The 25,957-nt window shown below is 52.2% G+C and carries 22 protein-coding genes; 11 read left to right on the top strand and 11 right to left on the bottom strand.

Annotation, left to right across the window (positions count from 1 at the left end):
- Positions 1–95: 95 nt before the first annotated feature.
- The gene (locus ACRTGH_RS04865; RefSeq protein ID WP_368847868.1) at positions 96–3,635 is read left to right on the top strand and encodes an RNA dependent RNA polymerase; all 3,540 of its coding nucleotides are present in this window, start codon (positions 96–98) and stop codon (positions 3,633–3,635) included.
- A complete protein-coding gene (locus ACRTGH_RS04860; RefSeq protein ID WP_368847867.1) occupies positions 3,625–4,776 on the top strand; it encodes a hypothetical protein in 1,152 nt (383 codons plus the stop codon). Before ACRTGH_RS04865 ends, ACRTGH_RS04860 begins: the two co-directional genes overlap by 11 nt.
- 453 nt (positions 4,777–5,229) lie before the next feature.
- On the opposite strand, the gene ACRTGH_RS04855 is transcribed toward ACRTGH_RS04860, so the two are convergent.
- From ACRTGH_RS04855 to ACRTGH_RS04815, 9 genes are all read right to left on the bottom strand, one after another.
- The gene (locus ACRTGH_RS04855) at positions 5,230–5,397 is read right to left on the bottom strand and encodes a hypothetical protein (protein WP_368847866.1); all 168 of its coding nucleotides are present in this window, start codon (positions 5,395–5,397) and stop codon (positions 5,230–5,232) included.
- Positions 5,398–5,884: 487 nt separating this feature from the next.
- Complete coding sequence (locus ACRTGH_RS04850; RefSeq protein ID WP_368847865.1) at positions 5,885–7,021, bottom strand: hypothetical protein; 1,137 nt, start codon at positions 7,019–7,021, stop codon at positions 5,885–5,887.
- Positions 7,022–7,215: 194 nt separating this feature from the next.
- Positions 7,216–8,541, bottom strand: coding sequence for a hypothetical protein (locus ACRTGH_RS04845; RefSeq protein ID WP_368847864.1), 1,326 nt, complete (start codon positions 8,539–8,541; stop codon positions 7,216–7,218).
- A gap of 110 nt (positions 8,542–8,651) precedes the next feature.
- Positions 8,652–9,749 carry a hypothetical protein gene (locus ACRTGH_RS04840; protein ID WP_368847863.1) on the bottom strand — a complete coding sequence of 366 codons (1,098 nt, stop codon included), beginning with the start codon at positions 9,747–9,749 and terminating at the stop codon, positions 8,652–8,654.
- A gap of 325 nt (positions 9,750–10,074) precedes the next feature.
- On the bottom strand, positions 10,075–10,503 hold the full coding sequence (locus tag ACRTGH_RS04835; protein ID WP_368847862.1) for a hypothetical protein: 429 nt from the start codon (positions 10,501–10,503) through the stop codon (positions 10,075–10,077).
- A gap of 227 nt (positions 10,504–10,730) precedes the next feature.
- Positions 10,731–11,489: a sulfite exporter TauE/SafE family protein gene (locus ACRTGH_RS04830; RefSeq protein ID WP_368847861.1), complete on the bottom strand. Its 759-nt coding sequence runs from the start codon at positions 11,487–11,489 to the stop codon at positions 10,731–10,733.
- Positions 11,486–13,318 carry a phosphoethanolamine transferase gene (locus ACRTGH_RS04825; RefSeq protein WP_368847860.1) on the bottom strand — a complete coding sequence of 611 codons (1,833 nt, stop codon included), beginning with the start codon at positions 13,316–13,318 and terminating at the stop codon, positions 11,486–11,488. The genes ACRTGH_RS04830 and ACRTGH_RS04825 overlap by 4 nt, the downstream gene beginning before the upstream one ends.
- A gap of 264 nt (positions 13,319–13,582) precedes the next feature.
- Positions 13,583–14,884 (bottom strand): purple acid phosphatase family protein, encoded by a 1,302-nt coding sequence (locus ACRTGH_RS04820; protein ID WP_368847859.1) that lies wholly within the window; start codon positions 14,882–14,884, stop codon positions 13,583–13,585.
- Between the two features lie 95 nt (positions 14,885–14,979).
- Positions 14,980–15,594, bottom strand: a complete 615-nt coding sequence (locus ACRTGH_RS04815; protein WP_368847858.1) for an HAD-IB family phosphatase — start codon at positions 15,592–15,594, stop codon at positions 14,980–14,982.
- Positions 15,595–15,862: 268 nt separating this feature from the next.
- Between ACRTGH_RS04815 and ACRTGH_RS04810 the strand changes: the two genes are divergently transcribed.
- The 9 genes from ACRTGH_RS04810 to dhaM all read left to right on the top strand — a co-directional run bounded on the left by ACRTGH_RS04810 (position 15,863) and on the right by dhaM (position 22,229).
- The gene (locus ACRTGH_RS04810; protein ID WP_368847857.1) at positions 15,863–16,501 is read left to right on the top strand and encodes an HAD family hydrolase; all 639 of its coding nucleotides are present in this window, start codon (positions 15,863–15,865) and stop codon (positions 16,499–16,501) included.
- A gap of 488 nt (positions 16,502–16,989) precedes the next feature.
- Positions 16,990–17,139, top strand: coding sequence for a hypothetical protein (locus ACRTGH_RS04805; protein ID WP_368847856.1), 150 nt, complete (start codon positions 16,990–16,992; stop codon positions 17,137–17,139).
- Positions 17,136–17,300 carry an aminoglycoside phosphotransferase gene (locus ACRTGH_RS04800; RefSeq protein ID WP_368847855.1) on the top strand — a complete coding sequence of 55 codons (165 nt, stop codon included), beginning with the start codon at positions 17,136–17,138 and terminating at the stop codon, positions 17,298–17,300. The genes ACRTGH_RS04805 and ACRTGH_RS04800 overlap by 4 nt, the downstream gene beginning before the upstream one ends.
- Positions 17,301–17,513: 213 nt before the next feature.
- Positions 17,514–17,819 carry a hypothetical protein gene (locus ACRTGH_RS04795; protein WP_368847854.1) on the top strand — a complete coding sequence of 102 codons (306 nt, stop codon included), beginning with the start codon at positions 17,514–17,516 and terminating at the stop codon, positions 17,817–17,819.
- A gap of 85 nt (positions 17,820–17,904) precedes the next feature.
- A complete protein-coding gene (locus tag ACRTGH_RS04790) occupies positions 17,905–18,558 on the top strand; it encodes a D-sedoheptulose-7-phosphate isomerase (protein WP_368847853.1) in 654 nt (217 codons plus the stop codon).
- 16 nt (positions 18,559–18,574) lie between these two features.
- Complete coding sequence (locus ACRTGH_RS04785) at positions 18,575–20,089, top strand: phosphohexomutase domain-containing protein (RefSeq protein ID WP_368847852.1); 1,515 nt, start codon at positions 18,575–18,577, stop codon at positions 20,087–20,089.
- Positions 20,090–20,204: 115 nt separating this feature from the next.
- Positions 20,205–21,194, top strand: coding sequence for a dihydroxyacetone kinase subunit DhaK (gene dhaK / locus ACRTGH_RS04780; protein WP_368847851.1), 990 nt, complete (start codon positions 20,205–20,207; stop codon positions 21,192–21,194).
- 12 nt (positions 21,195–21,206) lie between these two features.
- The gene (dhaL, locus tag ACRTGH_RS04775) at positions 21,207–21,827 is read left to right on the top strand and encodes a dihydroxyacetone kinase subunit DhaL (RefSeq protein WP_368847850.1); all 621 of its coding nucleotides are present in this window, start codon (positions 21,207–21,209) and stop codon (positions 21,825–21,827) included.
- A gap of 15 nt (positions 21,828–21,842) precedes the next feature.
- Positions 21,843–22,229, top strand: a complete 387-nt coding sequence (gene dhaM / locus ACRTGH_RS04770; protein WP_368847849.1) for a dihydroxyacetone kinase phosphoryl donor subunit DhaM — start codon at positions 21,843–21,845, stop codon at positions 22,227–22,229.
- A 219-nt stretch (positions 22,230–22,448) separates the two neighbouring features.
- On the opposite strand, the gene ACRTGH_RS04765 is transcribed toward dhaM, so the two are convergent.
- Positions 22,449–23,663 (bottom strand): ATP-binding protein, encoded by a 1,215-nt coding sequence (locus ACRTGH_RS04765; protein WP_368847848.1) that lies wholly within the window; start codon positions 23,661–23,663, stop codon positions 22,449–22,451.
- Positions 23,664–23,785: 122 nt separating this feature from the next.
- Positions 23,786–25,864, bottom strand: coding sequence for a DNA topoisomerase (ATP-hydrolyzing) subunit B (gene gyrB, locus ACRTGH_RS04760; RefSeq protein ID WP_368847847.1), 2,079 nt, complete (start codon positions 25,862–25,864; stop codon positions 23,786–23,788).
- Positions 25,865–25,957: the final 93 nt, after the last annotated feature.

The raw sequence follows: 25,957 nt of genomic DNA, 5'->3' as shown, positions 1-25,957 counted from the left end.
TCGAGGCAGGATTTTCCCAAAGAAAGAACGAATTTCCTTAAAGACAGATGAAAGGCCGGGAATTTGCGATGACGACGCAAATGGAGGTTGTGGCGATGCATGCATATCATTTGATGACATTGGACGCGAAGACGATGCTGGAAAAAGCCCAGGTCGTTCGTCAAGAAGACGGGAAACATCGCGCCGTCTTCCGCTTTGATTTTTCCGCTGGGGGGCGAGGACTGGCGGACGAAGATATCATCCTCTCCGTGGACAGATGCAGCGACAATGCGCTGTTTTATCAAATACGCCAATGCCTGAAAGCGCAAGGGACAAAGGCCGATTTGCCGGAGGATGACGACGGGAAGGAAGCATGCGATTGTCTGCGCCGCTCCCTCATTTTCCTCGATTTCCAGAACGTTTCCTTCCAGGCGGAGGACGACAAGCTGAAAAAACGCTACCAGGATCTCAGCGAAAAGGATCTCTTGTCTAAGGAAGGCCACAGAGCCCGTCTGCAATGGCTCTTCGATAAAAGAAACGGCATCGAGCTTACCTTTGACGACGGCGTGCCGAGGCGTTTTGTCCCTTTTGACAAAAGCGGAAGCATGGCGCGCTCGGGACGAATCTCCTTTATCGATAAAACTCTCCTGAAGGAACTCGAAAAGCGCCTCCTGCTCGATATAGATTTTTCCAAAATCAACCTCACCCCCAGCAAGTACTATGCTTATCGCGGTCTTTACCTCAGCACGGGATACCGCATCGAACAGGAAGGAGCGTTCTGTTTTGATGAGGAAAGTGTTCTTGTGCTGGAAGATGACACTGCCGATATAGAAGATGTCCAGATATTTTCTAATGTCGGGGAGCAGCCTCCGGACGAAGAAACGCTCTGGCAATTCGGCGTATGCAAAAACCGGCAGCGCGTTAAGGTCAATCCCTTTGACGGTGAGGGCCTCATCTGCCCTGCCTATGCCCGTCATATAAATGAACGGCTCAAAATCCGATACGGATTCAGCAGGGATTCTCACTCCTTCCAGATTCGTATGCCCTTCACAAAAGGCATGCTGCACGAAGTTGATTTTGAGCAGTTCTTTGCAGAATTTGGCGGCGACGGAGCCCTTTATATCCAAGACGCCTTTGATATACGGCGCGATCTGCGCAAGGCAAAAATCATCCTGACGAAGAGCATGTTCAAATGCTGCGGCTGGCTGAAGAGATATTGGAAAAACCACAGCAACACCGCACAGGCAGACAGCGAAGCAAGAAAGGAAAATATCCGGCTCGATCCGATGCAGCATGTTTTCCAAAAGATTCAGGAATATGGCCATACCCTTTATGTCAGCGGCACGGATGCACGCCTTTCCCGCAAAAAGCGAGTGCGCCTGAACTACCAGTTTTTCAGTACGCTCGATATCGAGCCTGAAAGTTTTCTGCAATTGATTGCAAATGAGCGTAAAACCATACGCCGCCTGCAGGAAGCCCCAACAGAAGCCAACGGGATGTTCTCCCTGCCTGCTGAAGACGATGATGCTTCCATATTGGCAGAAAGTACGGCAAATTTTTCCCTGCCGGAAAATGAAGCCGCAGAAAGTGCTGAAGGAAAACCTGCTCTGCCGGAGGAAGATGCTTCCATCAACAGAGAAAAATCCTCCTGGACAGACCGGGAAAACGCACGCGACAAATATTGGGCCGCGCTCAAAAGGAACCCTGCTTTTCTTAGCGATAAACATGTCAAAGACTTCGTTCGTGAGACCATAAGGAACCTGGAAAAGAATCTTTGTCTAGGGAAGTTTGCGGTCCTCGGCGAAAATCGCTATTTATCAGGCGACCTGCTTTCCCTGCTCTTCTACATTCTGCAAAAAACGGAAAGTCTTCCACCCGACAAAAAGGAAAAGCTGAAGAAACTCTCGAAAAGTCTGTGCCTGCTCCCGGACAAATTTTATCTGCCCCAAGCAAGCGCGCAGCCAACAGAGGATTCCTGCTGTGCCATCCTGCGCAGTCCCCATCTGTCGCGCAACGAACAATGCCTTCTCATCCCACATAGGGAGACGGATGGGCCATATAGGCGATACTTTTCACATCTCGTCGGCATCGTCATGACAGCGAAGAGCTCCTTCGTGCCGATGGCCTTAGGCGGGGCGGATTTTGATGGAGATCTTGTAAAAATCATCCGTGAAGAGGCCGTCATTGAAGCCGTCAAGCGAAAAGTCTATCAGGAAGAGGGCGGAAAATATACTCGGACACTTCCCGTCATCCAGATTCCCAGCGCCAAACAGAAGAGTGAGATTCTTACGCCGTCGTCCATACCTTTCGAAACGGTCGCGAATACTTTTTCCAACCGCATCGGACAGATTTCCAACATTGCCGTCAAGATTGCCAAGCGGGAATACTGGGAAGGGAAAGAAAGCGCTCATGAATTCCGGAACAAATGCGCGGAATGCACGATCGTCACGGGACTGGAAATCGACGCTGCGAAGACGGGGCTGCATCCCAATGCGAATATCAAAGCGCTGGAAAGCTGCGTGAAAAAAGAAGAAAGCTTTTTCCTGCAAACGAAGAAGGCCAGCGAAAAGATCTATGCGGGCTATGCTGAGCCGCAAATCGTCCCGAGCAAAGGGCAAGGCGCCCTGTCCCTTGCCCTTCAGAAAAAGAAGAAGTTTCTCTTGTCCGATATCCCGGTTTATGACAAAACGGCGGCTGTGGCAAACCTCGAGCGGATTCCCGGCGAGTATCTCAAATGCCTCGCGGAAAAACCTCAAAAATTTTCTTGGGAAAAGAATAAGGCACGGGACTGCATCCTTTTCCGTTTCCAAGGTGAAGGAAACGGAAGTGCGCCGCTGGATAAAGAGAAATTACAGCAAACAAGCCGCCTCAGCCAGGCGTACATCGCTCTGGGAAAACTGGATTACCGTCTGAAGCGCAGCCGTGCTTTTTACGAAGACAGCGACTATGCCAATCGTGTCGGATTCTTGCTCAAGCTTCAGTACGACAGCCGGCAAACGCCTCTGCCCTGCGGCGTTTCCGTCGAGGAAGCCCAGCGCCAGGCATATGCTGCGCTGGAGGGGACGTTCACCTCAGAAGCCGAGGTGCGCGACGCTTTAGTGCGCCTGCTTGATGAAAAATGGCAATTTGCCAGGGAAGAGCAACGAGAAGAAAAAATCGCCCGTATTTTGAACTTAGGGAAAGATGAAATGCTGCCGCAGGCGGTGATCGAACTACTGAGTAATTTTCGTAACGGCGGTTATATGATTTTCTACTACATTCTCAAGGATGTGAGGCGGCACTTCCGTGAAAACATGGATATAGCAACCTACATGGACGGAGATGGAAACCCGCAGGAAAAGAGCCGTTTTCCTATACCGAAAGGCAATCCGTACTGGGAGGAACTTTACCAGACATATTGCAAGGCAAGCGCAAAAAAAGAAACCGCCTCTGTCTGGCGACGGAAAATACAGCACCTGTGCCGCAGCCACCTCATGAACATCTTCGGCGAAAACATAAACACGGCCTTGCTTTATGCGGCAAATGAAAAGAGCAAGAGCCGCTTTCTCTGGGATGTTTTCAGCAAAGAGGAAATTTTGCGCAATATCCACAGTCCCGAGGTACAAAACATCGAGGAAGACACGAACCGGAAAGGCGGCGGCAGCTATGCTGGATGAAGTCAGAGAGTATGAACAATACACGATGGCAGCAGAAAATTTCTTGGCCGCAGGCGAGGGCAGGGATATGGCCGAAAGCACTCGCCGCTTGAAGTACGCAACCTTCCTTAAAAACAAATTTTCCGGCTTGGAGCGCGCCATGACCATCATTGCGCGCCGTCACCTTTTCGCCGCGGAAGAAAACGCAGCAACAATAGAAGAGGCTCGTATTCCTGCCTGCCGCGAAGTACTAAAAGCCTGGTGCGGTTTCACCCATAAGGCCGCCCCGGACACGGAGAAAGTAGCAGACTGGCTGCCGCGCTACCTGCGCCAAGTCTTTCTCAAGGAAGCGCTGCTAGATTGCAGCAAACTGCTCCGGGAGACCGAAAATATGGAGCAAAGGAAGGAATTTTTGGATGTCTTGGAGCACATCTCCCCGGCAGATCCTTTACCTGCACTGCAGAAAAAAATAGAGCATATCCCTTCCCTAAAAGGCGCCGCAAATGCCACGAAAAACCAAGATCTCATCAAGGCTGTCAGCCAGCTCCTTGCTGCTATCAAGAGCCTGGAGGAGCTGGCGCAGAAGCAGCGATATTTCAATGAGGCACTGTTTAATCTAGACGGCAAGGACGGCAAAGGGGATAACGATTTTAAGAAAATTACCTACGATAAAATCCTCGCTAATGCTTTTGCCCAAGGCCCGCTGAAAAGACGCTACCTTGTATCGGAAAAAGATCCCTTCGCTGCGGATATTGTCCGAAAATATACGAAGGGAAGCAAGAAAGACGGAAAACCTCTGCTGGACAAGGAAAAAGATCTCTTGCTGAAAACGACAGCTGTCTACCTGATGGAACGAAACGGACAGGAATACGCCGTTATCAACAGTACCGATATCGCTAACTGGCTGCTCCTGAAGGACTATAAGTTCGAAGAAGCAGATCTGCAAAAATATCGTCTGACAGATTCCGGAGAACAGCTCATCGAATCCCGACTTGCTGCAGGAAATGTAAAAAAGCTGCGGCTCCAGCCGAATTGGACGAGCCTCTTTGCCATCGTGGCAGAAGAAAACCTGCCGTCAGAAGGAAAAAGGGGCGGAATTTTTTTTCGCGACCTTGGCACGGGAAAAACCCTATGGGACGGCAAAAGCACGGTATACGAATGACAGCTTTCAAAAGCAAAGCAGGGACGCCGGCGGCTGCCGACGTCCCTTTGCTTCTGTATATTCTGCCTGTGGCTGCATCCGGGAAGGATGGAGTACATATCAATCATTCATCAATGTCTGATACAGCCTCGTCATCGCAAACGGACAATGTCCCTTTCATCCGTTCAGCGTAACCACAAGTGCCTATACTCAAATATAAAATACCACACAGGAAGCTTCGCTGTCAAGGCAGGTACCTGTATCAGTACAGGCATCTGCCCTGACAGCGAAGCCTGCCGGGTCCTGTATGCAGGAGTCGGTCCCGGCATCCGGCAAAAGCTGACAATAAGACATACGTTATTCCGACATCATCCGCGTAAGCACGACTGTAGTAAATCCGGCTAAAAACCACAAAGGCATGATCTTCACCTCCTCTTTTCCTCAGAAATCCGTTCGACATAACAGGCTTTTGCATCAGGGATGCTCCCGCCTGGAGGGCTCAACGGCGTCACAAACCCTCTGCCCGAGGGCGGCGCCTCCAATAAAAGAAGCTGCGGCTGCAGTGATGATTTCGATAGACGGTACAAACAAGAACAACATAAAAATCTTCCTTTCTACAAATCCGGCAATACCGGCGAACATAAAATACTTCTCTCCTTGCGGCCAGGCCGCTTCTTACATCTCCTCGGTCTCATGAATAACAACAATCGACGTAGACATAATCATGATGGCACCTCCTTTCTTAGCACAAGGGAAATTTCTTCTCACGTGTCTTCTTCAGAAAGAGCATAATCAACGACAGTGACAATAAAATCAACAAAGATCGACCCCATAAGAATCACCTCCTTTTTTTTGGGGTAGTATCATATTCATTCTTGCGCTGCTTCTACTTTGAGGAAATATGAATGAGCACGCCGGCGAAAAGACCCGAAAGAAACAAAACAGCAAACATTTCAGAAAAGAAAAATACGGACAGGGACATAAGCACACCTCCTTTTGCCTAAGGCATAAAATTTTGGGGTAGTATCATTCTCATAAATTCTCGCCAGGATAAACCCAGCAAAAAAGCGCCATTCGCCGCAGCGATCCTGCAGCGAATGGCGCTTTGACCATGCTTCTATTCTCTTTTTCACCGCATACCGTTATCGGAAAAAATGGCGGCTAGTTCGGGATTTTCCTTTAGATATTGTTCCGAGATGCGCTCCCAATCGTAGCCTGTAACGCTCGGAATCAGTTTCTTTTTCTCTTCCAATTTTTCTTTCTCGGAAAGCCTGCCGTCTTCGCCTTCACCCTTATCTTCTGCGATACGACGCTGGAGGCGCAGGCTCTCTCTGTATGCCTTCATGCCGTCCTCAAGACCGCTCTTCTTCTCGGCGATGATCTGCGAGAGGTCTGCAGGATTCTCCGCTTTTTCGTCCTTTTTCTCCTTTGCCTCCGGCTCCAGCATGGCGGCAATCAGCTCTTCCATATGCTTCGCCTTACGGCTCATCTCCTGGAAAAAGCCGTATGCCGCTGTCTTTTCATTGAAATATCTGCCCGCTTCATCCTTAACCTTCAGCGCATCACCTATCTTGATGCCGAGATAAGCGCAATATGTCCGAACCAGATCCCTGCGTCCATCTTTTTCAAAAAGCTCGATATCCTTGCCGCGCATCGTCATGCCGACGAGGGAGCGAATCTCGTTCACCAGAGGATTTTCGCCATTGGGATCAAGCGCACCCAGGCGGTCAAGAACGCTGTTTAGATATGGATCGTTCGCCAAGGTATGCCCTAAAGCCTTTTGATGATGACCGTAAGCATTGAGCTGGCGCACGAGATACATTTGGATGTCAGCGCCGACTGCGAGAGGATTTTTTGCGGCATTTCTCAAAATCGAACCGATGCCTCCCTCGATGCCTTCCATGGTTTCCGCCAAGGAAGCCCGCTCATATTCGGTCGCCCAATCAAGATCCTCTGCCCGAATCGGCCGAAACGGCTTGACACCGGACATGTTCCTCTGCTCTGCACGCTGCTGCACTGTAGAGTTCTGCGCGGCAACCTCTCCGTCGTTTTGCGGCGGCAAAGCTGCGAGGCTCTTGCCCTGCTCGCTGACAGATATGCGATAAGCAGGAGGCATGACAGAACTTTTCCACCCACTCGCATTGTTTATATTGTTTTGCAGAGGAATGGCTGAAGTTTCATGCTTTTCATTTCCAATAGCCCAACGATCCTCCAGCAAGCTTTTCCTCATCCCCGCCGATACATCGCTGCTGCCATAAATTTTCATGCCCCTTCCCTCCCTGGCAGGCAATCTTCCAGATAAAACCTTTCGCTTCTTATATCGAATCATCTTCTTTAAGGAAGCACGGACAAAATGAGACCGCCCAAATATGTGAAGATGGGTGACTGAATTTATCCGTGCTTCTTAAATACTCTTATTTCCCCCAAGGAATAAAAAACCGCCCGCAGCAACGATGCGCTTCATCTATACTGCTTATATTTCTGCTCCAATTCCTGCTGCTTTTTGATCGTGGCGATCTGTGTCTCCAAAGCAGCGATCTGATTCTTGTACTCCGCCTCGGTCTTCGTATCTCCCCCGTTGATCGCAGTTCCGTTCTTAGCTGCAGCAAGTTTGCGGCGCAGTCCTTGGATGCGATCACGCAGGATATCGATCTGCGCATCAAAATAACTTCTGCCGCTCCGTTCATTGGCTCCCGTCAGATACGGGAGTTCCGCATCACTCTTATAGAACAGCTCGTCAGTAAATTCACTCAGTCTGCGATCCCTTATCCACTGGAAACCATTCTCCCAAAAGTAATCCTTCACCGAGCGATGATTCTCGTATGTGTCGCTCAAACCGCGATCATAACGGAATTCATTCCAGAAATCGAGTGCTGTCTTACCCTCTTCCAAGGAATCATAACCATCTTTGCTCGCACTTACGCTGGGAGGCTGCCCCACTGTGCTATAAAGCCATGTTCTATGCCCTACAGAATCAATCAGCCCTCCTTTTGTGCCGCGCATCATCACCTGCCAATCGGCTTCCAATCGCTGATCCCCCGTCTGCAGCACAGCTTCGTGCAGTTCATCAAACGTCGCATATTTCCCACGGACGGCATCTTCCCAGATGCCAATATATTCCTTATGCTTCGCCATAAACTGGAATGTGGTATTTCCCATTGAGCAAAGCCTGTCGCCAAAATAGCGATAAATCGCCAGACTGCCGTCGCCTCCACGCGTTGTAACCGCGACGCCCGTATCCCGACGCATCTTATCGGCAAATTCAAACATATCCTCATCGTAGACATCGAATTTCCGATAGGCTTTCTCCCAGCGATACGCCTCTGCCGCTGCCATCAGCTCGTCGACATCCTTCTGGTTTTTCGTGCCGCCTTGTCCCATCATCTTGCTGTAGGCGCCTGAAAGCTGAAAACCATCCCAGAATTCCCGCGCATAGAAAAGATTCTTCGCATACTCATCATGTCCGGCATAGTGAGCAAACGAACGATGACAAACATACGATTCATCGAAGATATAGTTATCCGCCAAAGCCGTGCGGTAATATGTCTGCTGTGCCTGACCATAAACGCGGTTGGCAACGGCAAGGGCATCATCGAATGTATCATAAAGCTTGTCCCAGCCAAGCTCCACGCTGCAGGCAGGCGTTTCCTGCTGCGTCGAACGCACGCTGGCACGCAGCCGCGGGTCGTCCGCGACCCAGTACGAGGTTTTTCCCGTCTGCATGTCGCAAGACCAGCGAACCCGTGTATACGCTCTTTTCCATGCCCCTACATCGAAACAACTCATGCCATTTCCCTCCCCGGCAGCAAACTTCCGGTCAAAACCTTTTCTTATGGAAGCGCTGATAAAATGAAGTCCATCAGATTAGCGCAGATTTTCCAGCGGGATTCTCCTTTTCACCGCATACCGTTATCGGAAAAAATGGCGGCTAGTTCGGGATTTTCCTTTAGATATTGTTCCGAGATGCGCTCCCAATCGTAGCCTGTAACGCTCGGAATCAGTTTCTTTTTCTCTTCCAATTTTTCTTTCTCGGAAAGCCTGCCGTCTTCGCCTTCACCCTTATCTTCTGCGATACGATGCAGTGTGCGCAGGCTCTCCCTGTACGCCTTCATGCCGTCATCAAGACCGCTCTTCTTCTCGCCGATGATCTGCAAGAGGTCTGTAGGATTCTCCGCTTTTTCGTCCTTTTTCTCCTTTGCCTCCGGCTCCAGCATCGCAGCGATCAGCTCTTCCATATGCTTCGCCTTGCGGCTCATCTCTTGGAAGAAGCCGTATGCCGCTGTCTTTTCATTAAAATATCTGCCCGCTTTCTTTGGCATGGTGCTCAGTGTGTCAGGTTTCATGCCGAGATAGTCGCGGCATTCTTTTATAAGTCCATCGTGTTCTTCTTGTGTAAGAAAATCATTATCCTTACCGATCATTGTATTTCCTATAAGGGAGCGAAGCTTGTTCACCAGGGGATTTTCACATTTGGGATCCAGCGCTCTAAAGCGGTCAAGAATGCTGTTCAAATACGGATCGCCCAACAAGGTATGCCCCAAAGCCTTTTGATGATGCCCGTAGGCATTGAGCTGTCGGATCACATTCACACGAATGAGGCTGACTGCCACATTAGGATCTTTACTGCTCAGCTGCAAAATACCTCGGATGCCCTCTTCTAAATCGCGCATCGTTCTGGGTAAAGAAGCGCGTTCATAATCCGAATAAAAATCACGATACATAATATCTTCGAGCGGCTCAACCGAAGCCATTTCCCACGTTTCCACCTTCTGAGCAGGCGCTTGATTTGCCGCTGCAAGCTTTCTCCCCTCATCGCTGATGGAAACCTCATGCGCGAGCGACTGGAAGGACGTCGATTCTCTTTTTACCGAACCGCCATCCTGTAAGGATGCCGCCGCGGATTTCCCGTCCCCTGCACGGTTCACGGCCTGTGCCTTCTGTGCCGTTATACTCTTCGTCCCAATCGCACCATGATCATTCGCATGAATTTTCATCTTCATCTGCCTCCTTGCCTTTCCGTCCGGCCGTTTCAAGCAAAATTGCCCCTTCCCTCCCTGGCAGGCAATCTTCCAGATAAAACCTTTCGCTTCTTATATCGAATCATCGTCTTTCTTCTTAAATGCACTTATTGTCCCAAGGAAATAAAAAATGGCCCGCACGTCATGCACTTATATCGCATGATGCGCGAGCCATCGAAAAAATTCCAGCCGAAACACAGAGGGATCGGACATTTTATGCCGGGCGGCGAGCTGTACCATAGATTGGCGGGCAGAAAAAAGGCTGCTTTTCAGCAGCCTTAAAACCATGCTCTTATGAAACTCAATGAATATTTTTTTTCTCCAGCGAAAGGAGCGCCACGGATCGATCCGGTGCGCCGACCGCACCTTTCGTTATCAGATCAGCCGCCATGGCCGTCATTTCCAGCGCCTCCAGACGCGCGTTGATATAGGCCGTACCGCGCTTCAAATGACGCGTCATGCGATGCGCCTCCTGCGTCTCCTGTTCGAGATCCGCAAGCTGCCCGCTTGTCTCTTCATAGCGCGCGTTGAATGCTTCGAATCTCGCATTGAGATCGGCAAATCGACGATCGAGTTCTGCGAAATGCTCATCAAACTCTGCGAGTTTTTTATCGATATCGTTGAGGCGCTGCTCACTGCTCGCAAGACCCTCGCTTATGCTCCGGACGCCTTCGTCGACATCCTCTATTTCAGCCTCTGCCAACTGCTGCAGGACTTTTCTCTTGCTCATTTACCTCGCCTCCGCTGCTATTATAACACGACTTTTTTCCCACGTCTACTGTTTACAGGGAAAATAAAGGAAAACTGCCTTTTTATATGGAAATGACACCAAAAAATTTCAGCCAGACCGAGCGCGGAAAACGGGCGCAAAGCAACTCATACCGCTTCGCGTGACGGCGGAACATATATCCTCGAAAGCGCAGGAAGGAACAGGGAGGAACGGTCTAGGATGCGAGTTCAATGCCAAATCATCATGATGACGCCGCCGACGGCCGGCATGGCGACAATGGCCGCTTTCAGAATTGGCCGAGGCGCGAGATGGGTGCATTTTGCACCGAAAAACGCACCCATCATCAAGCCGAGAAGCGTCTGCACAAAGATGTTGGGATCGAGCCGCCCGTTGAGCAAATAGCCGAGGCCGCCTGCTGCCGATATCGGCAGAATGACCATCATGCAGGTGCCGATCGACTGCAGCAGCGGCACGCCGAAGACGCAGAGCAGTGTCAGCTGGATGAAGGCCGCCGCCCCTATACCGAAAGCACCCGACAAGAATCCATTGAAGATGCCGAGCGAAACGCCGTAGAGGATGAGCCGCTTTCCCGCAAGCATTTCAGCCCGTACATGGAAATGGCGGTCGAGAAACTGGGGATGATAAATCTTTACATATAAGATCAATGCCGACAAGAGGATCATCAGGGCCGTCATAAAGCCGAGTTCCTTCGACGGAAGGATGTTCGACACCTCCGCCCCGAGAAAAGCGCCGAGCGCACCGCTCGCCCCCATGACAGCTCCTGTCCTGACAACGACCTCATGCTCACGGAAATGGCTGATCGTGCCGGAAAGCGTCGTAAAAACCATCGAGGCCAGAGCAACGGCCAATGCCGTATGGATCGGCACGCCGAAGCCCACGGTCAAAAGCGTGATGACGACACCGGCGCCGCCTGCTCCGACAAAGCCGATCAGTGTGCCTAGAAGCAGCATGGAGAAGAAAATCATGGCCCGTTCTCTCCCTCGTCCTCTGTCAGCGGATGCTGCCCGAACATCGTCGTCAAGGTTTCGCGCGTGAAGCGGTAGTCCGAGGAGGAGAAGTCCTGCCCCGCCTCGTAACGGTTCGATTTCGCCCCCAAAAGACCCGAAACGGTATCATACAGCAAATCGTTCGTGAAGTATTGTTCCTCATGGCTCTGCAGGGCTTTCGCCGCATCCGGCAGCGCCTTCCGATAGGCAGGCGACATGTAAATAAACATCGGAATGCGAACCATATGGAAATTAAATACGTCCGGGTTATGCGAGATCTCCAGGTCTTCGCCGTGATCGGAGAAGTAGACCATCGCCTGCAAATTCAGATGCTCCTTCGCATACTCGAAGATGCGGCGCAAATTGTCGTCCGTATAGAGGATGCTGTTCGCATACGATTCAGCATTCGTCGCCGCGCCCCCCGCCGCATTGACCCAGCGGTTGAAAGAAGGCGGATAACGGTTGTTGTAGTAGATATGGCTGCCCATGATGTGGAGCACGATGAAATTGTTCTTCTGCCCATCCACTCCTTCCAGGTACTTCAGAAGGTTCTCGTCGTACTTTTCCGTGAAGAGGTAGGAATCATCGACCCATTCCGCATGATCCGCCGTCTTGGCCACAAGCGTTATCGCGCTGTCGTATTCGCCGTAGCGCCCCTGGTTGCTGAACCAATACGTCTCGTAGCCGGCCTTCTTCGCCACATCGATGATGGAAGTCGAATGGAAGAATTCCTGCCCGTTGTACTGGCTCTGCTCTGTCAGAGCGCGCTGCAGGACGGGAACCGTCTGCGTCCAGCAGGAATAGGCATGGCGGAAAACGACGAAGTCGGGATCCTCCATGCATTGGGAAAGCCAAGGCGTATCATCGTAGGGGAAGCTTGGCGTATAGGCTTTCATGAAGGTACGCGAGGCAGACTCGCCGATCACGACGATGACCGTACCCGGCGCCTTTTGGGCGAGTGTAGCTTCCGGTGCATCGAGTTTCAGGTCTGCGAAGTTCCCCTCGTGATATGTACTGTATTCCTGCGTCTCGGACACATATTTCGAAACTTCTTTCCAACTCAAAAGGATGGACGTTTCCGGAAATACGAAAAACGGGATGTAGATCAAGAGCGTCAGGGAAAGGAGCGCCAGCGCCCACTTTTTCGCACGCGTCAAAGATTCGCCCGCGATATGACGCGCCTGCCGCATATTGCTGCGGTAAGCGAGCCAGAGGAGGCAGGCGAACGCGAGAAAAATCAAAGCCAGCACAGGGATTCCCAGCATGGCCTGCAGGAAATCGATGCTCTCCTCAGGATTCGTCAGATAGAGCGCCATCAATGTCGCCGGCGTCAGGCAATGCCCATAAATGCCGAAGTAAACCGCCTGTGCAAATGGTATCGCCAGGCAGACGAAATCGAGCACGGCGAAAAATGCGGCCCAAAGCTTCGTAAGTTTCTGCGGCAGAAAAGCAAGCGTCTGAAGCGATGCCAAAAGGAGAAAGATTCCCGTGCCGCAAAGGAAATCGAGCCGGATCAGAGACACATACCAGGGCGTAGTATACGACCACGAGTAAAGGAGAGGGAACATCACGCACCAGGCGACGCCCGTCAGCAGATGCGGCAAATGGTTCAGAGAAAACAGCCGGCTGCGCGCCCCATACTGGAAGAGCACAAGCGCTCCGATAACCGGCAGAAGCCAGGGAATATAATTGCCTGGCGACATGTCCTCGCCGATGTTGATATAAAAAGAAACAAGCGCAAAATAATAAACGAAAGCCCACGAAAGATACCGTACGCCTTCGTTCTTCTCACCCGTGGAAAACCGCATGAAAAACGCATCCTTTATCTATGAAATTAGGCTGCAACACAGCAGCCCCATCGTTTGTACCAGGAAGGCGGGACCCGTGCAGCAAAGCCAAAAAGCAGCGCTTTGCCGCACAAACGGCAGGCCTTTTCCGTTTATGCGGTGTCAAGGCTGTCCGTCTGAACATGCACCCGCTGAATTTACTTCTCTAATGATAATAAGCCCCATGATTTTCGTCAAGCGAAATTTCCTGCATCGTTTTCAGAAAGAACACGGCGCAAAAATCACTTATTTTTCGATTCGCATGTGGTCGATCAAACTGCCGTCGGGCAGGAAGCAATCGATGACGAGAGCTTTCTTGCCGGCCTCCAGGACGAGATAATTGTCGGTTTCCGGCTGAGGAGCAACTTTCTTGTCGAGAGCATGATCGACCCAGAGATTGGGATAGCGGACATTGCCGGCAACGCCGGTGAGGATATATACAGGCCCCGTTTCAGAGGCTCTGAAAGATTTGATATGACCGCGATTGCGGTAGGTATGAAGATGCGCGGTGAACACGAGATCGACGCCCAGCTCATCGAAGAGCGGCATGAAGGTTTCACCGATATCGGAAATGCCTTCCTTGCGCTCGGGACGATTGTGGATGCGGTATTGCAGCACATCCTTATGGAGAAGCGCGATCTTCCATTTCTTGCGGCTTTTTTCCATATCCTCGCGCAGCCATTCCAGCTGTTCCTCCATCAGACCGTCCTTGAAATCCGCCGTCTCATCCTGCTGCGTATTGAGCACCGTGAAATGACAGGGGCCATAGTCGAAGGAATAATAATAGCGGGGAAACTTCTCACTGCCGTTGTCGGGTACGGCGAATTCCTGCAAATAAGCCTCGGGCAGGCGAACCTTCCAGTTTCTGTCGTATGTTTCATGGTTGCCCATGACGGGCGCAAAAGGAATTTTCTCGATCATACCGCCGACAGCATCGAGCCAGGCATCCCATTGCGTATGATCCTCCCCATTGTCGACCAGATCGCCCATATTGACGAAGAAAGCGGCCTCGGGATTGCGTTTCCACGCATCCTGCGCCAAATCCTTCCATCCTGCATAGTCATTGGACTGGGAATCCGGAAAAATCAGCGCCTTGAAACCGCCGCCGCCGGGCGCCGCAAGCGGCAGCCACTCGCTTGATTCCTCCCCGTTTGTCAAGCGATACTCATAGCTCTTGCCCGGCTCAAGGCCGGAAATCTCTGCCGTATGCAGCACGACCGCACGCCCGTCGTCCGCGAAATCCTCATTCGTCGCAACGGCACGCTGCGCCTCGCCTGCCGCATCCTTCAGGCGCACCTCGACAGCAGCCGCGCTCTGCACTCGCTCCGACTGCCACATGATAGTACGCGACTGCGCCGCATCCTGCGTGATGATCTGCCGAATATATTCGGCCTCGATCTTCTGCGGATTCGCAAGCCGATCGATTCCCCGCGCCGTGCGATGGAACAGATCCGTCCTGCTCACCCAAATGCCGCCGCCTGCCAAAACCAGGACGCCGCCTGCCAGCTTCAAAAAACCGCGTCGGCTCAATTTGCTTTTATCGTCCATAACGTACTCCTTGATGAAAAATTTCGACTTGAAGTTATTGCATCCATGAAAGTCGACGTTACGTTAAAAATAAAGATATTCTCCCGTACCATGAGTCATTTCCCCGGATCCTGCAAAAAATGTTCCAGCCTGCTGCATAACGCCCTTTCCTCCATGATCATCTCATCCGCCACAGAAACGACGCCTGGGGAAGGTTTGTGCGTCAAGCCGGCAGCGACGGCAATATCGGCAAGACGCATGGCTTCCACATCGTTGTCCCCATCGCCGATAAATACGACGCGCCAGCCTGCCTCTTGGTACCGTGCGACGATCTCTTCTTTCTTCAAGATTGCCGTAATCCCAACGACTTGGTTGTTTGCAACTTCTCCCTCCGAGCAGTAAGCCGTGCAGCCAATCCTTTCGATGAGCTTTGCCGCCCAGCAGGAGAGGTTTCCCGTAGCGATGCAGCACTGCTCCCTATGCCTTTGGATAAAATCGACAAGCCCCTCATGAAGCCCTGCATGCGCCAGAAGATCGCCGATCTTATCCACAGGAAGCTTCCCCAAGAGAGAAACCCTGTGGACAAACGAATCAACAAACGGAATCTGTCCCATGACCGTCCGCTCCGTAAGCTCGGCAATCTCTTCTTCCACGCCAAAAGCCTTCGCAATCAGCGGCAGCGTTTCCTCCTTCGTCAATGTCCCATCCAAATCAAAGATGAACTTTGTCATATCCTCCTACCTCAATCACACGAAATCTCATTGCAATGGCTTATCTTACCATAAATCTTTCTTGTACGCCACCAAAGCGAAGCTAAGCTGCACGCACAAACGTCCACTTTGTGGATATTGTGTGCCGCCCTTACAGAAACCCGGGCAAGTGTTGAAAATTCGGCGGCAAAACCGAAGCCAAAAGAGAAATCACACGCCGCTCTTGAAAAAAAGATATCCTGTGGTACGATAAGGGAGGCCGAGGCCAATCTTTTCCCGAGGTGAAAACATGGAATACCGTTATTATCTTTTTGATTTTGACTACACGCTTGCGAACTCCGAAAAAGGGATCACCGGCTGCTTTCATACGACACTGGCCCATTTCAGCTATGACGACGTGCCGGACGAGGCGATACGAAAGACCATCGGACTGCCGATGGAAGAAGCGATCTGCCGCCTGACAGGACTGCAGGAGACGGCGGCGGTCGAGAATTTTCTGTCTTTCTACCGCAAAGAAGCCGACAAGAATATGACGCCGAACACACACTTCTATCCCGAGACGCTGCCGCTTCTTCGCGCCATTCGCGCCGCCGGAGCCAAAAGCGCCATCATCTCGACAAAAACGCGCCGCCGCATCATGGAAAAATTCCTGCTCGACGGCGTCGAAGACCTGATCGATTTCGTCATCGGCTGCGAAGATGTAAAGACCCTGAAACCTTCCCCTGAAGGAATTCTCGCCGCCTGCCGCCGCTTTGGCGCAATAAAAAAGGAAGTCCTCTACACGGGTGACAACACCGTCGACGCCGAAGCCGCCCGGGCTGCAGGCGTGCCTTTCGCCGCCGTCCTGACCGGCACAACGGAACGCAAGGACTTTGAGGCACTGCCCCATGTGAAGATCATGAAAAACCTCGGGGAATTGATAAAATAGAAGGGGCGTATCGATGACGCCTGAAAGAATGACCGCCGCTCTTTCGAGCGGCGGTCATTCTTTCAGGCACGATTCATTATTCATTCACTTTTCATCCGATTTCCTTCCGAGACTTACAGCCCCATCGGATTCTCCTCCTTTCTTCCCCCCACGGGCCATAACAGCAATCAACCGAACACTGAACCAGAACATTCTTGGCACTTCATCCGCCAAGTCTTTCTTGCTCCCTTTTCTTGTCTCCATTATAGAACGAATCCTTTGACTTGTCAAGATTTTCTGAAATATTTTTGAGCTGAATTTGACCTTCAATTCGCCTGCACCTTCGGCTTGACTTCTCGGAGCTTCACACTAAGCTACACGCACAAACATCCACTCTGTGGAAATTATGCGCCGCCCTTACATGAAAACTGCCAATCAATCTGCGCCCTTCGGGCTTGATTTCTTGGGTTTTCATGGTAAAATTATTATAGTAAAGGTGGCTGGTCAAAATGAATAAAGAGGATTTCAACGAGATGGATCTTGAGACTCAGGAAATCCTGGACAGGCTTTCTCCTGCGCCCGAAAAAATGCAGGAAGAAGGCTGGGACAGCCGTGCCCAGCAACAAATGCTGCTGGAAAAGAACGGCAGGGAAGTATGAGTCTCCCCGAAGAGACGCGGCAAAAGCTGCAGCGGCAAATCGACGCTCTGAAAAAACGTATGCTCTACGATGCGAACGATCTCGATTACGAGACGCATCTCCATATGGTCCGTACCTTGCAGAATGTGCTCGACTATGGGAAAGAGCAGCGAAAATCCTGAGGAAGAGCTGATACTTTCAGCCCGCCGTATTGTTGCTGCAGCCAAGCCTGCACCAACAGAAAAAACGTGGTTGCCCTGACGATAGGAGCTTTGCCGTGGGCGTAGCTCCTATCTTTGATATATGCGCAAACAAGCGAGCCGCATTTGTTCCGCACTCCATGAGGCGGCAAACGGTGCGAAGAAATCTGAAAAATCCTAGAGGAGCATTCCCCCATGAAACAAAGAAAAAAAATTTTAAAGAAAAGCCTTATTGCTCTGCTGCTCGGCACTTTCGCTGTTGTCTCAGCTCCTGCCGTCCCATACGCACAGGACGGAGATCTCGCCGCATTTGGACCAACCACAGTCCATGCGGCGCAATGCCCTACTCCGACGAAGAAATACCAAAAGGCAGCTGCAGACAAGGACGGAGAGCAAAGCGCGGCAGATGCCGACGACCACACGCAGGCTATGATCATCGCCGGCGTCCTCGCCGTTCTATTCGCCGGCTGGCTGCTCAAACGACGTTTCCACAGGGACTGAACGTCCGTAAATTACACACATAAATATCCACTTTGTGGATAATGTGCGCCGCTCTTACATACCCGAAAAGAGAAGAGGAAAACACATGGCAAAAGCATCTTCCCTGGCCGCCATCGACAAATTGATCGAACGATATGAAGCACTTGCCCCTTTGGAAGAGCCTTTGAAGGCTGCCGCCCGGGCGATCATAGACGCTTATCATGCGGGGGGCAAGCTTCTTGTCTGCGGCAACGGCGGCAGCGCCGCAGACGCAGAGCATATCACCGGCGAACTCATGAAAGGCTTTCTTCTGCCGCGCCGCTTGAGCGAAGAGGCAAAGAAACGCTTCTTCGATACCTGCCCGGAAGACGCCGAATATTTGACGGAAAACCTGCAGGAAGCCTTGCCCTCTATCTCGCTTGTCAACCAGATCGCACTCGGCACGGCTTTCGCCAACGACCAGGCAGCCGATCTCGTCTTTGCACAGCAAGTCTACGGGCTCGGAAAAAAGGGCGATATCCTCCTCGCCATCAGCACTTCCGGCAATTCACAGAACGTGCTCTATGCAGCCCAGGCCGCGCGCGCCTTCCGCCTCCCTGTCATCGCCTTGACGGGAAAAGGCGGCGGCCGCCTCCGCGCCTTGGCGGATATATTGCTCGCCGTGCCCGAACGCGAGACATATCGCATCCAGGAACTTCATCTGCCCATATACCATGCGCTCTGCATCGCAGCGGAGCAGGAGTTTTTCGGCACGGATTGATGAAGGAGGCATCGTTATGATAGCAGAAAAACAACTGATGAAACTGCAAAACGGCAGCGACGTGCGCGGCATAGCTGTTGCCGGTGTTGCAGACGAGCCCGTGAACCTCACGGCTGAGGCCGTAAACCGCATCGCTTCCGGCTTCGTAGATTTTCTCACGAAGAAATGCGGCAAGAAAGCGCAGGAGCTCAAAATCGCCGTCGGGCATGACTCGCGGATTTCAGCAAAAGACCTGAAAAACGCTATTTTCCAGGCTCTGCTGGCGCGCGGTGCAAAGGCGCTCGACTGCGGGCTCGCCTCGACGCCGGCCATGTTCATGTCCATCCTTTTTGACGAATCAAAGGCAGACGGTTCCATCATGATCACGGCGAGCCATCTGCCATACAACCGCAACGGCATGAAATTTTTCACCAAGGACGGCGGCCTGGAATCTTCCGACATCAAGGAAGTCCTCAAGAATGCCGCCAGAAATCCTGTGCTTGAAGCCCATGGAAAAAAAGCCGAAAGCTTCGATCTCATCTCCCGCTATGCGCGGCATCTGCAGGAAAAGATTCGCGCCGGACTTGGCGGAGCCGACCGCCCCTTCGAGGGGATGCGCATCGTCGTCGATGCCGGAAACGGTGCAGGAGGATTCTTTGCCGCAAAGGTTCTCGAACCGCTCGGTGCGAATACCGCAGGAAGCCGTTATCTCGAGCCGGACGGCATGTTCCCCCATCACATCCCGAATCCGGAGAACAAACAGGCCATGGCCTCCATTAAAGAAGCCGTGCTCGAGAATCAAGCTGACCTCGGCCTGATCTTTGATACCGATGTCGATCGCATGAGCGCGGTGCTGCCGACGGGAGAGGATGTCAGCCGAAATTCCCTCATAGCCATGATGGCGGCGATTCTTGCGCCTGCCTATCCCCAGAGCACGATCGTCACGGACTCTGTCACTTCCGACGAACTCAGCATTTTCCTGGAAAAAGAACTCGGCCTCAAGCATCATCGCTTCAAGCGCGGCTACAAGAATGTCATCAACGAGTGCATCCGCCTCAACGAAGCCGGCACGGTTTCCCCTTTGGCAATCGAGACTTCGGGCCACGGCGCGCTTTCGGAAAATTATTACCTCGACGACGGCGCCTATCTCGCCGTGAAGCTCCTCATTGCCGCCGCCGAAGCGAAACGCCGGGGACAGTCCCTCTCCTCTCTCATAGAAAAACTCGGCCATCCGGCAGAAAGCCGCGAATACCGCATCAAGATCATGAACGAGCCGGATGCAAAAGCTTATGGGGAAAAGGTTCTCGCTTCCTTTGAAACGCGAGCCAAAGAGAATGGCATCAAAATTGCTGCTCCTTCGTATGAAGGCGTCCGCCTCGTCTTCCCAAACGGTTGGGCGCTTCTCAGAGTATCCCTGCACGACCCGAATATGCCGCTCAATATTGAAAGCAGGGAAAAAGGCGGTGCTGCCGCCATAAAAGCCGAAGCGGCAAAACTTCTCGAGGGATTTTTGTCCCTCGATCTCTCAAGTCTTTTTGAAAAAGCCGATTAAATACGCGCCGCAATAGCTGCAAAACGAATCGGTATTTTCTCAAAGAAGAGAGGCAGCGCTGTAAGGCGTGAGGATCTATGTTCAGCGTAACGCGAAAAGAAAGGTGGTCATGTTCATGAAAAAGCTCATCAACAAACTGGATGATGTAGAAAGAGAAATGATCGAAGGCCTTGTCAAGGCCGCACCGGAAAAACTGCAAAAGCTTGCAGAAGGAAACATCGTCGTACGCGCCCAGAAGAAAAAGGATCATGTCGCTCTCGTTTCCGGCGGCGGCAGCGGGCACGAGCCGGCACATGGAGGCTATGTCGGCACGGGAATGCTCGACTGCGCTGTGGCAGGCGCCGTATTTTCCTCACCGCCTCCCGACCAGATTTACGAGGGCATCAAAGCCGTCGCTACCAAAAACGGCGTCCTTTGCATCGTAAAAAACTACACAGGCGACGTCCTGAACTTTGAAATGGCCATCGATATGGCAAAGGAAGAGGATATCGAAGCCGATTATGTCGTCGTCAACGATGACGTGGCCGTCAAGGACAGCCTCTATACAACGGGGAGACGCGGCGTCGCAGGAACCGTCCTCGTCCACAAGATTGCAGGCGCGAAAGCTGAGGAAGGCGCATCCCTCGCCGAAGTCAAAGCCGTTGCTGAAAATGTCATCAAAAATGTACGCTCCATGGGCATGGCAATCACCCCCTGCACCGTACCGGCTGCCGGAAAACCCGGCTTCACGCTGGCAGACGACGAGATGGAAATCGGCATCGGCATCCACGGCGAGCCGGGAACGCACCGCGAAAAGCTGAGCACGGCCAACCAGATCGCACAGAAGCTGCTCGATACCATTCTCGCCGATATCGACTGCAGCGGCAAGGAAGTCATCCTGCTGGTCAACGGCATGGGCGCTACGCCATTGATGGAACTTTACATCATCAACAACTTCGTGCAGGATTATCTGAAAGAGAAGGGCGTGAAGATTTACGACACACAAGTCGGAAACTATATGACTTCCATCGAGATGGCAGGCTTTTCCCTGACGCTTCTGCGCCTCGACGACGAGATGAAGCGTCTCTATGAGGCAAAAGCCGATACGCTGGCATGGAAGAAATGAGGGATATATTATATGGACAGGGAAAAACTGTTTGACGTCATCAAAGCAATAGCGAAGGAAATCGAGGCAGAAAAAGAGCTGCTGACCGACCTCGACAACGCGATTGGCGACGGCGACCATGGCATCAATATGGCGCGCGGTTTCAAGGCTGTACTGGAAAAACTGCCAAACCTCGCTGAAAAGGACTGCGGCGCTGTCCTAAAGGGCGTCGGCATGGCGCTCGTCTCAAACGTCGGCGGCGCCTCAGGTCCCCTTTACGGCACCTTCTTCATGAAAGCGGGCGACGCCCTCAAGGGCAAGATGGAAATCAATGCCGCAGATTTTCTCGCCTCTTTTTCCTCTGCCGTTGCCGGCGTCAAAATGCGCGGCAAAGCAACGGAAGGCGAAAAAACCATGCTCGACGCTCTCTGCCCGGCTGAACGCGCCATGGAGGAAGCAGTCGAAGGAGGAAAAAGCCTCAAAGAAGCCGTTTCTGCTGCCGCAGACGCCGCCCGGAAAGGCTCTGAGTCCACGAAGGACATCATCGCCACCAAAGGACGCGCGAGCTATCTCGGAGAGCGCAGCCTCGGGCACAGGGATCCCGGCGCTGTTTCCTCCTCCCTCATCCTGCTGGCCATAGCAAATACGCTCTAAAACAGGAGGAAGATCATGTTCGGTATCGTCATCGTATCCCACAGCGAAAAACTTGCCGAAGGCGTCACGGAACTCATGCGCATGATGGCGCACGACGTAAAGGCGGCCGCTGCCGGAGGCACGGAAGACGGCGGCCTGGGCACAAGCTATGAAAAGATTTCTGCCGCCATTGACGCCGTCTATACAGACGACGGCGTCGCCGTCCTCATGGACATGGGAAGCGCCGTCATGACGGCGGAAATGGTGCTTGAAGATATGGAAGACCGTCAAATCAAGCTGATCGACGCCCCTCTCGTAGAGGGCGCCGTCCTCGCCGCTGTCGAATCCGCCGCCGGAACACCGTTGGACGCCCTTGCAGAAAAAGTGCAGGAAGCGCGAAACATGCGAAAAATCGAAAACTAGCAGAACAGGCTTCTGCTCCACCTTACAGCAAATGGAAAAATTGGGTTAGCAGAAATTGAATCTCTCTTACGTGTAAAAAGGGGCATTGCATGAGGAAAAATTTCCTCGTGCAATGCCCCTTCCTACTCTGCCGCAGAATTCTTACGGCTTTTGCGAAAAGATTTTAAGAATCACTGATGAATGATATTCCGCCGTTTTATGTGAAGTTTGCGGCAAAATTCATTCCTCACCCAGGAGCCAGCGCAGGACGTTCCTCTTCTTTATGCCGCCGTAATCGGCTGTCGCATTTACTTCATCGAAGGTCAGCAGATATTTCGGATAGTTGTCCTTCAAGGCTTGCAGGGACTTCAGCTCGCGTGCCAGAACCTCGGGCTGCTGCGTCGATTCGGACACCTGATAATAGGACTGCCCGCTTTCATCCTGCGCCACAAAGTCGACTTCGCCGCCTGGCAGGGCGCCGACATAAACCTCATAGCCTCGCCTGAGAAGCTCCAGATAAACGATGTTTTCCAGCACATGACCCGTATCCTGCCCCTTTCTGCCAATGAGGAAGAAGCGCATGGCGGCGTCGACCACATAGTATTTCGGATTGATGCGCAGGACTTCCTTGCCAACGAGTTGGAAGCGATCCGCCTGATAAACGAGCAGGCCATCCTGCAGACCCTGCAAATATCGCTCCACGGTCTTTCCGTCAATCTTTCGCCCCGCACTCGTCATGGAATCGGCGATCTTTTTCGGCGAAAGAAGGCTGCCGACATGGAGAAAGATGTACTTCGTGACGCTTTCGAGCATCTTGGCGTCAGCAATGCGCAGGCGTGCCACAACGTCTTTCAAAAGAATCGTGCTGTAGATTCCCTGCAGATACTCATGGACATCCTTTTCCCGTCCTTCAAGCTGCATGGCATAGGGAAAAGAACTCTCCCTCGTATACTTTTCATAGAGTTCCGACAGACTGAATTTTTCCCGCAGATCATCGCGGCTGCAAAATTCCCGAAAAGACAAGGGAAGCATGCGAAGCTCCACATAGCGGCCGGAAAGTAAAGTGGCGAGTTCACCCGACATAAAATAAGCATTCGATCCCGTGATGTACAAATCGACATTTTCCTTGATGAAGAGGCTGTCCACCGCTTTTTCAAAGTGCGGCACATGCTGAACCTCATCGAGAAAGACGTAGTTCCACTTTCCAGTCACAAGCCGTTCGCATACATAGTCGTACAAGGCGTGATATTCCTGCAATTCTTCAAAAGCCAGATCTTCAAAGTTTATGACATGGATCTGCTCTCCTGATACGCCGTCTTGCAGCAAATACTGTTGGTAAAGGGAAAACAGGGTGGATTTGCCGCAGCGGCGCACGCCCGAAACCACCTTGATGATAGGGCGCTCGCGATTGCGCTGCAGGAAATCCATATAGGTAGCACGTTCGATCAATTTCATGATGTTCTCTCCCAATAAAAATGGAATCCATTCCTTCTTTATCATTATATCATGATTTTGAAGGAATGAATTCCATTTTTATAAAACTAACAAAGCATTGAAAACAATCGCGAGGCTATTCGTCAAATATCGAGATTCCGCACGTGTTTGGCGTGTTCCTCGATGAACTGGCGGCGCGGCTCTACCTTGTCGCCCATGAGGACGGTGAAAAGCTCATCGGCTTCCTCGGCATCCTCCATGCGGACTTGGAGCATCGTGCGTCCCTCGGGATCCATCGTTGTTTCCCAAAGCTGCTCGGGATTCATCTCGCCGAGACCCTTGTAGCGCTGGACCGTCGCATTGTCCCTGCCGACCTCGTTGAGCTTCTGCGCAAGCTCGTCATCGCTGTAGGTATACCAATGCTTCTTTCCCTTGCGAATCAGGTAGAGAGGCGGCTGGGCGATATAGACATGGCCGCGCTCGATCAGCGGCTTCATATAGCGATAGAAGAATGTCAGAAGAAGCGTGCGGATATGCGAGCCGTCGACATCGGCATCGGTCATGATGATGATCTTGCCGTAGCGCCTTTTGGCTATATCGAAATCGTCGCTGATTCCCGTGCCGAAAGCCGTGATCATCGTGCGGATTTCAGCGTTGGCAAAGATCTTGTCAAGACGCGCCTTCTCAACGTTCAAAATCTTGCCGCGCAGGGGAAGAATCGCCTGAAAGCGGCGGTCACGCCCCTGCTTGGCCGAGCCGCCGGCGCTGTCGCCCTCGACGAGGTAGATTTCCGCCTGGTCCGGATCCTTGATCGAGCAGTCCGCAAGCTTTCCGGGCAGGCTCGAAACCTCCAGCGCGTTCTTGCGGCGCGTCAGCTCCCTTGCCTTTCGTGCAGCTTCGCGCGCACGCGAGGCCATGATGGCCTTTTCGATGACCTTCTTCGTGACGGCAGGATTCTCTTCGAAATACTCGCTGAGCCCTTCCGTTACGATGGAATCGACGATGCCGCGAACCTCAGAATTGCCGAGCTTCGTCTTTGTCTGTCCCTCGAACTGCGGCTCATGAATCTTCAGGCTGATGACGCAGGTCAGGCCTTCACGCACGTCCTCGCCCGAAAGATTGCCGTCCTTTTCCTTCAATATGCCCTGCTTGCGCGCGAAGTCATTCGCGGCACGGGTCAGGGCGATCTTGAAGCCCGCAAGATGCGTGCCGCCTTCTTCGGTGTTGATATTGTTGACAAAGCTGTAGATATTCTCCATATAGCTGTCATTGTACTGCATGGCGATTTCCACAACGGTATCATCCTTGATGCCATTGAAGTAGATCGGCACCTGGTTGATGATTTCTTTCTTGCGGTTCAGATGCTCAACAAAAGAGCGTATGCCGCCCTCGTAATAATATTTTTCCTCACGTCCTTCGCCGCGCTTGTCCAAAAGGGTGATCGTTATACCCTGGTTCAGGAAAGCGAGCTCACGCAAACGGTGCTTCAATGTATCAAAGCTGTACTGCGTCACGGTAAAGATTTCCGGATCCGGTACAAAATGCACCCGCGTACCCGTTTGCTCCGTATCTCCGGCAATCTCGAGCGGTATTGCCGTCGCGCCGTGTTCAAAGCGAATCCGATGGATCTTGCCGTCGCGCTTGACCTCGACATCCATCGAAGTGGAAAGGGCATTGACCACGGAGACGCCGACGCCATGCAGGCCTCCCGATACCTTGTATCCCTCGCCGCCGAACTTGCCGCCGGCATGCAGCACGGTCAAAACGACTTCGACTGCCGGCTTGCCGCTCTCGTGCATATCGACCGGAATGCCGCGTCCATTGTCAACAACGGTGATGCTGTTGTCCGCTTCGATCGTCACATCGATATGGTCGCAGTAGCCTGCAAGCGCCTCATCGATCGAGTTGTCCACAACTTCATAGACGAGATGGTGCAAACCGCGCTCCGATGTGCTGCCGATATACATGCCGGGACGCTTCCGAACAGCCTCGAGGCCTTCTAAGATCTGAATCTGTTCCGCGCCATAGTCGCCCTCGACTGCCGTAACATCGACGCTGTCTGCATCCGTATGGATTTCGACATTCTCCAGATCAAGATCGTCATCACGAATCTCCTCGGCGAACCTTGCCGCAGCTTCCTCGCGCTCCTTCTCCGCCGCATCTTCCGCGGCGCGCTCCAAAGCCATGTCAAGTGCATTCTTCTTATCGTTCTCTTTTGCCATGCTATTATCCGCTCCATCCATGTGCCAATAAACTACACGCACAAACGTTCACTTTGTGGACATTGTGCGCCGCCCTTATATAAAACTATACAG

Origin of the sequence: Selenomonas oralis (assembly GCF_051603425.1) — a bacterium.
Lineage (GTDB): Bacteria > Bacillota > Negativicutes > Selenomonadales > Selenomonadaceae > Selenomonas > Selenomonas sputigena_A.
This window is presented reverse-complemented; position numbering and strand designations above follow the sequence as displayed.

Coding starts and splice junctions, on each gene's coding strand:
- ACRTGH_RS04830 (WP_368847861.1), bottom strand. CDS start 11,489: ATGATTTTCTTCTCCATGCTGCTTCTAGGCACACTGATCGGCTTTGTC.
- ACRTGH_RS04785 (WP_368847852.1), top strand. CDS start 18,575: ATGATAGCAGAAAAACAACTGATGAAACTGCAAAACGGCAGCGACGTG.
- ACRTGH_RS04840 (WP_368847863.1), bottom strand. CDS start 9,749: ATGAAAATTCATGCGAATGATCATGGTGCGATTGGGACGAAGAGTATA.
- ACRTGH_RS04860 (WP_368847867.1), top strand. CDS start 3,625: ATGCTGGATGAAGTCAGAGAGTATGAACAATACACGATGGCAGCAGAA.
- ACRTGH_RS04800 (WP_368847855.1), top strand. CDS start 17,136: ATGAGTCTCCCCGAAGAGACGCGGCAAAAGCTGCAGCGGCAAATCGAC.
- ACRTGH_RS04765 (WP_368847848.1), bottom strand. CDS start 23,663: ATGAAATTGATCGAACGTGCTACCTATATGGATTTCCTGCAGCGCAAT.
- ACRTGH_RS04865 (WP_368847868.1), top strand. CDS start 96: ATGCATGCATATCATTTGATGACATTGGACGCGAAGACGATGCTGGAA.
- ACRTGH_RS04845 (WP_368847864.1), bottom strand. CDS start 8,541: ATGAGTTGTTTCGATGTAGGGGCATGGAAAAGAGCGTATACACGGGTT.
- dhaL (WP_368847850.1), top strand. CDS start 21,207: ATGGACAGGGAAAAACTGTTTGACGTCATCAAAGCAATAGCGAAGGAA.
- ACRTGH_RS04850 (WP_368847865.1), bottom strand. CDS start 7,021: ATGAAAATTTATGGCAGCAGCGATGTATCGGCGGGGATGAGGAAAAGC.
- ACRTGH_RS04825 (WP_368847860.1), bottom strand. CDS start 13,318: ATGCGGTTTTCCACGGGTGAGAAGAACGAAGGCGTACGGTATCTTTCG.
- ACRTGH_RS04790 (WP_368847853.1), top strand. CDS start 17,905: ATGGCAAAAGCATCTTCCCTGGCCGCCATCGACAAATTGATCGAACGA.
- ACRTGH_RS04805 (WP_368847856.1), top strand. CDS start 16,990: ATGAATAAAGAGGATTTCAACGAGATGGATCTTGAGACTCAGGAAATC.
- ACRTGH_RS04855 (WP_368847866.1), bottom strand. CDS start 5,397: ATGTTCGCCGGTATTGCCGGATTTGTAGAAAGGAAGATTTTTATGTTG.
- ACRTGH_RS04835 (WP_368847862.1), bottom strand. CDS start 10,503: ATGAGCAAGAGAAAAGTCCTGCAGCAGTTGGCAGAGGCTGAAATAGAG.
- ACRTGH_RS04815 (WP_368847858.1), bottom strand. CDS start 15,594: ATGACAAAGTTCATCTTTGATTTGGATGGGACATTGACGAAGGAGGAA.
- ACRTGH_RS04795 (WP_368847854.1), top strand. CDS start 17,514: ATGAAACAAAGAAAAAAAATTTTAAAGAAAAGCCTTATTGCTCTGCTG.
- dhaK (WP_368847851.1), top strand. CDS start 20,205: ATGAAAAAGCTCATCAACAAACTGGATGATGTAGAAAGAGAAATGATC.
- dhaM (WP_368847849.1), top strand. CDS start 21,843: ATGTTCGGTATCGTCATCGTATCCCACAGCGAAAAACTTGCCGAAGGC.
- gyrB (WP_368847847.1), bottom strand. CDS start 25,864: ATGGCAAAAGAGAACGATAAGAAGAATGCACTTGACATGGCTTTGGAG.
- ACRTGH_RS04820 (WP_368847859.1), bottom strand. CDS start 14,884: ATGGACGATAAAAGCAAATTGAGCCGACGCGGTTTTTTGAAGCTGGCA.
- ACRTGH_RS04810 (WP_368847857.1), top strand. CDS start 15,863: ATGGAATACCGTTATTATCTTTTTGATTTTGACTACACGCTTGCGAAC.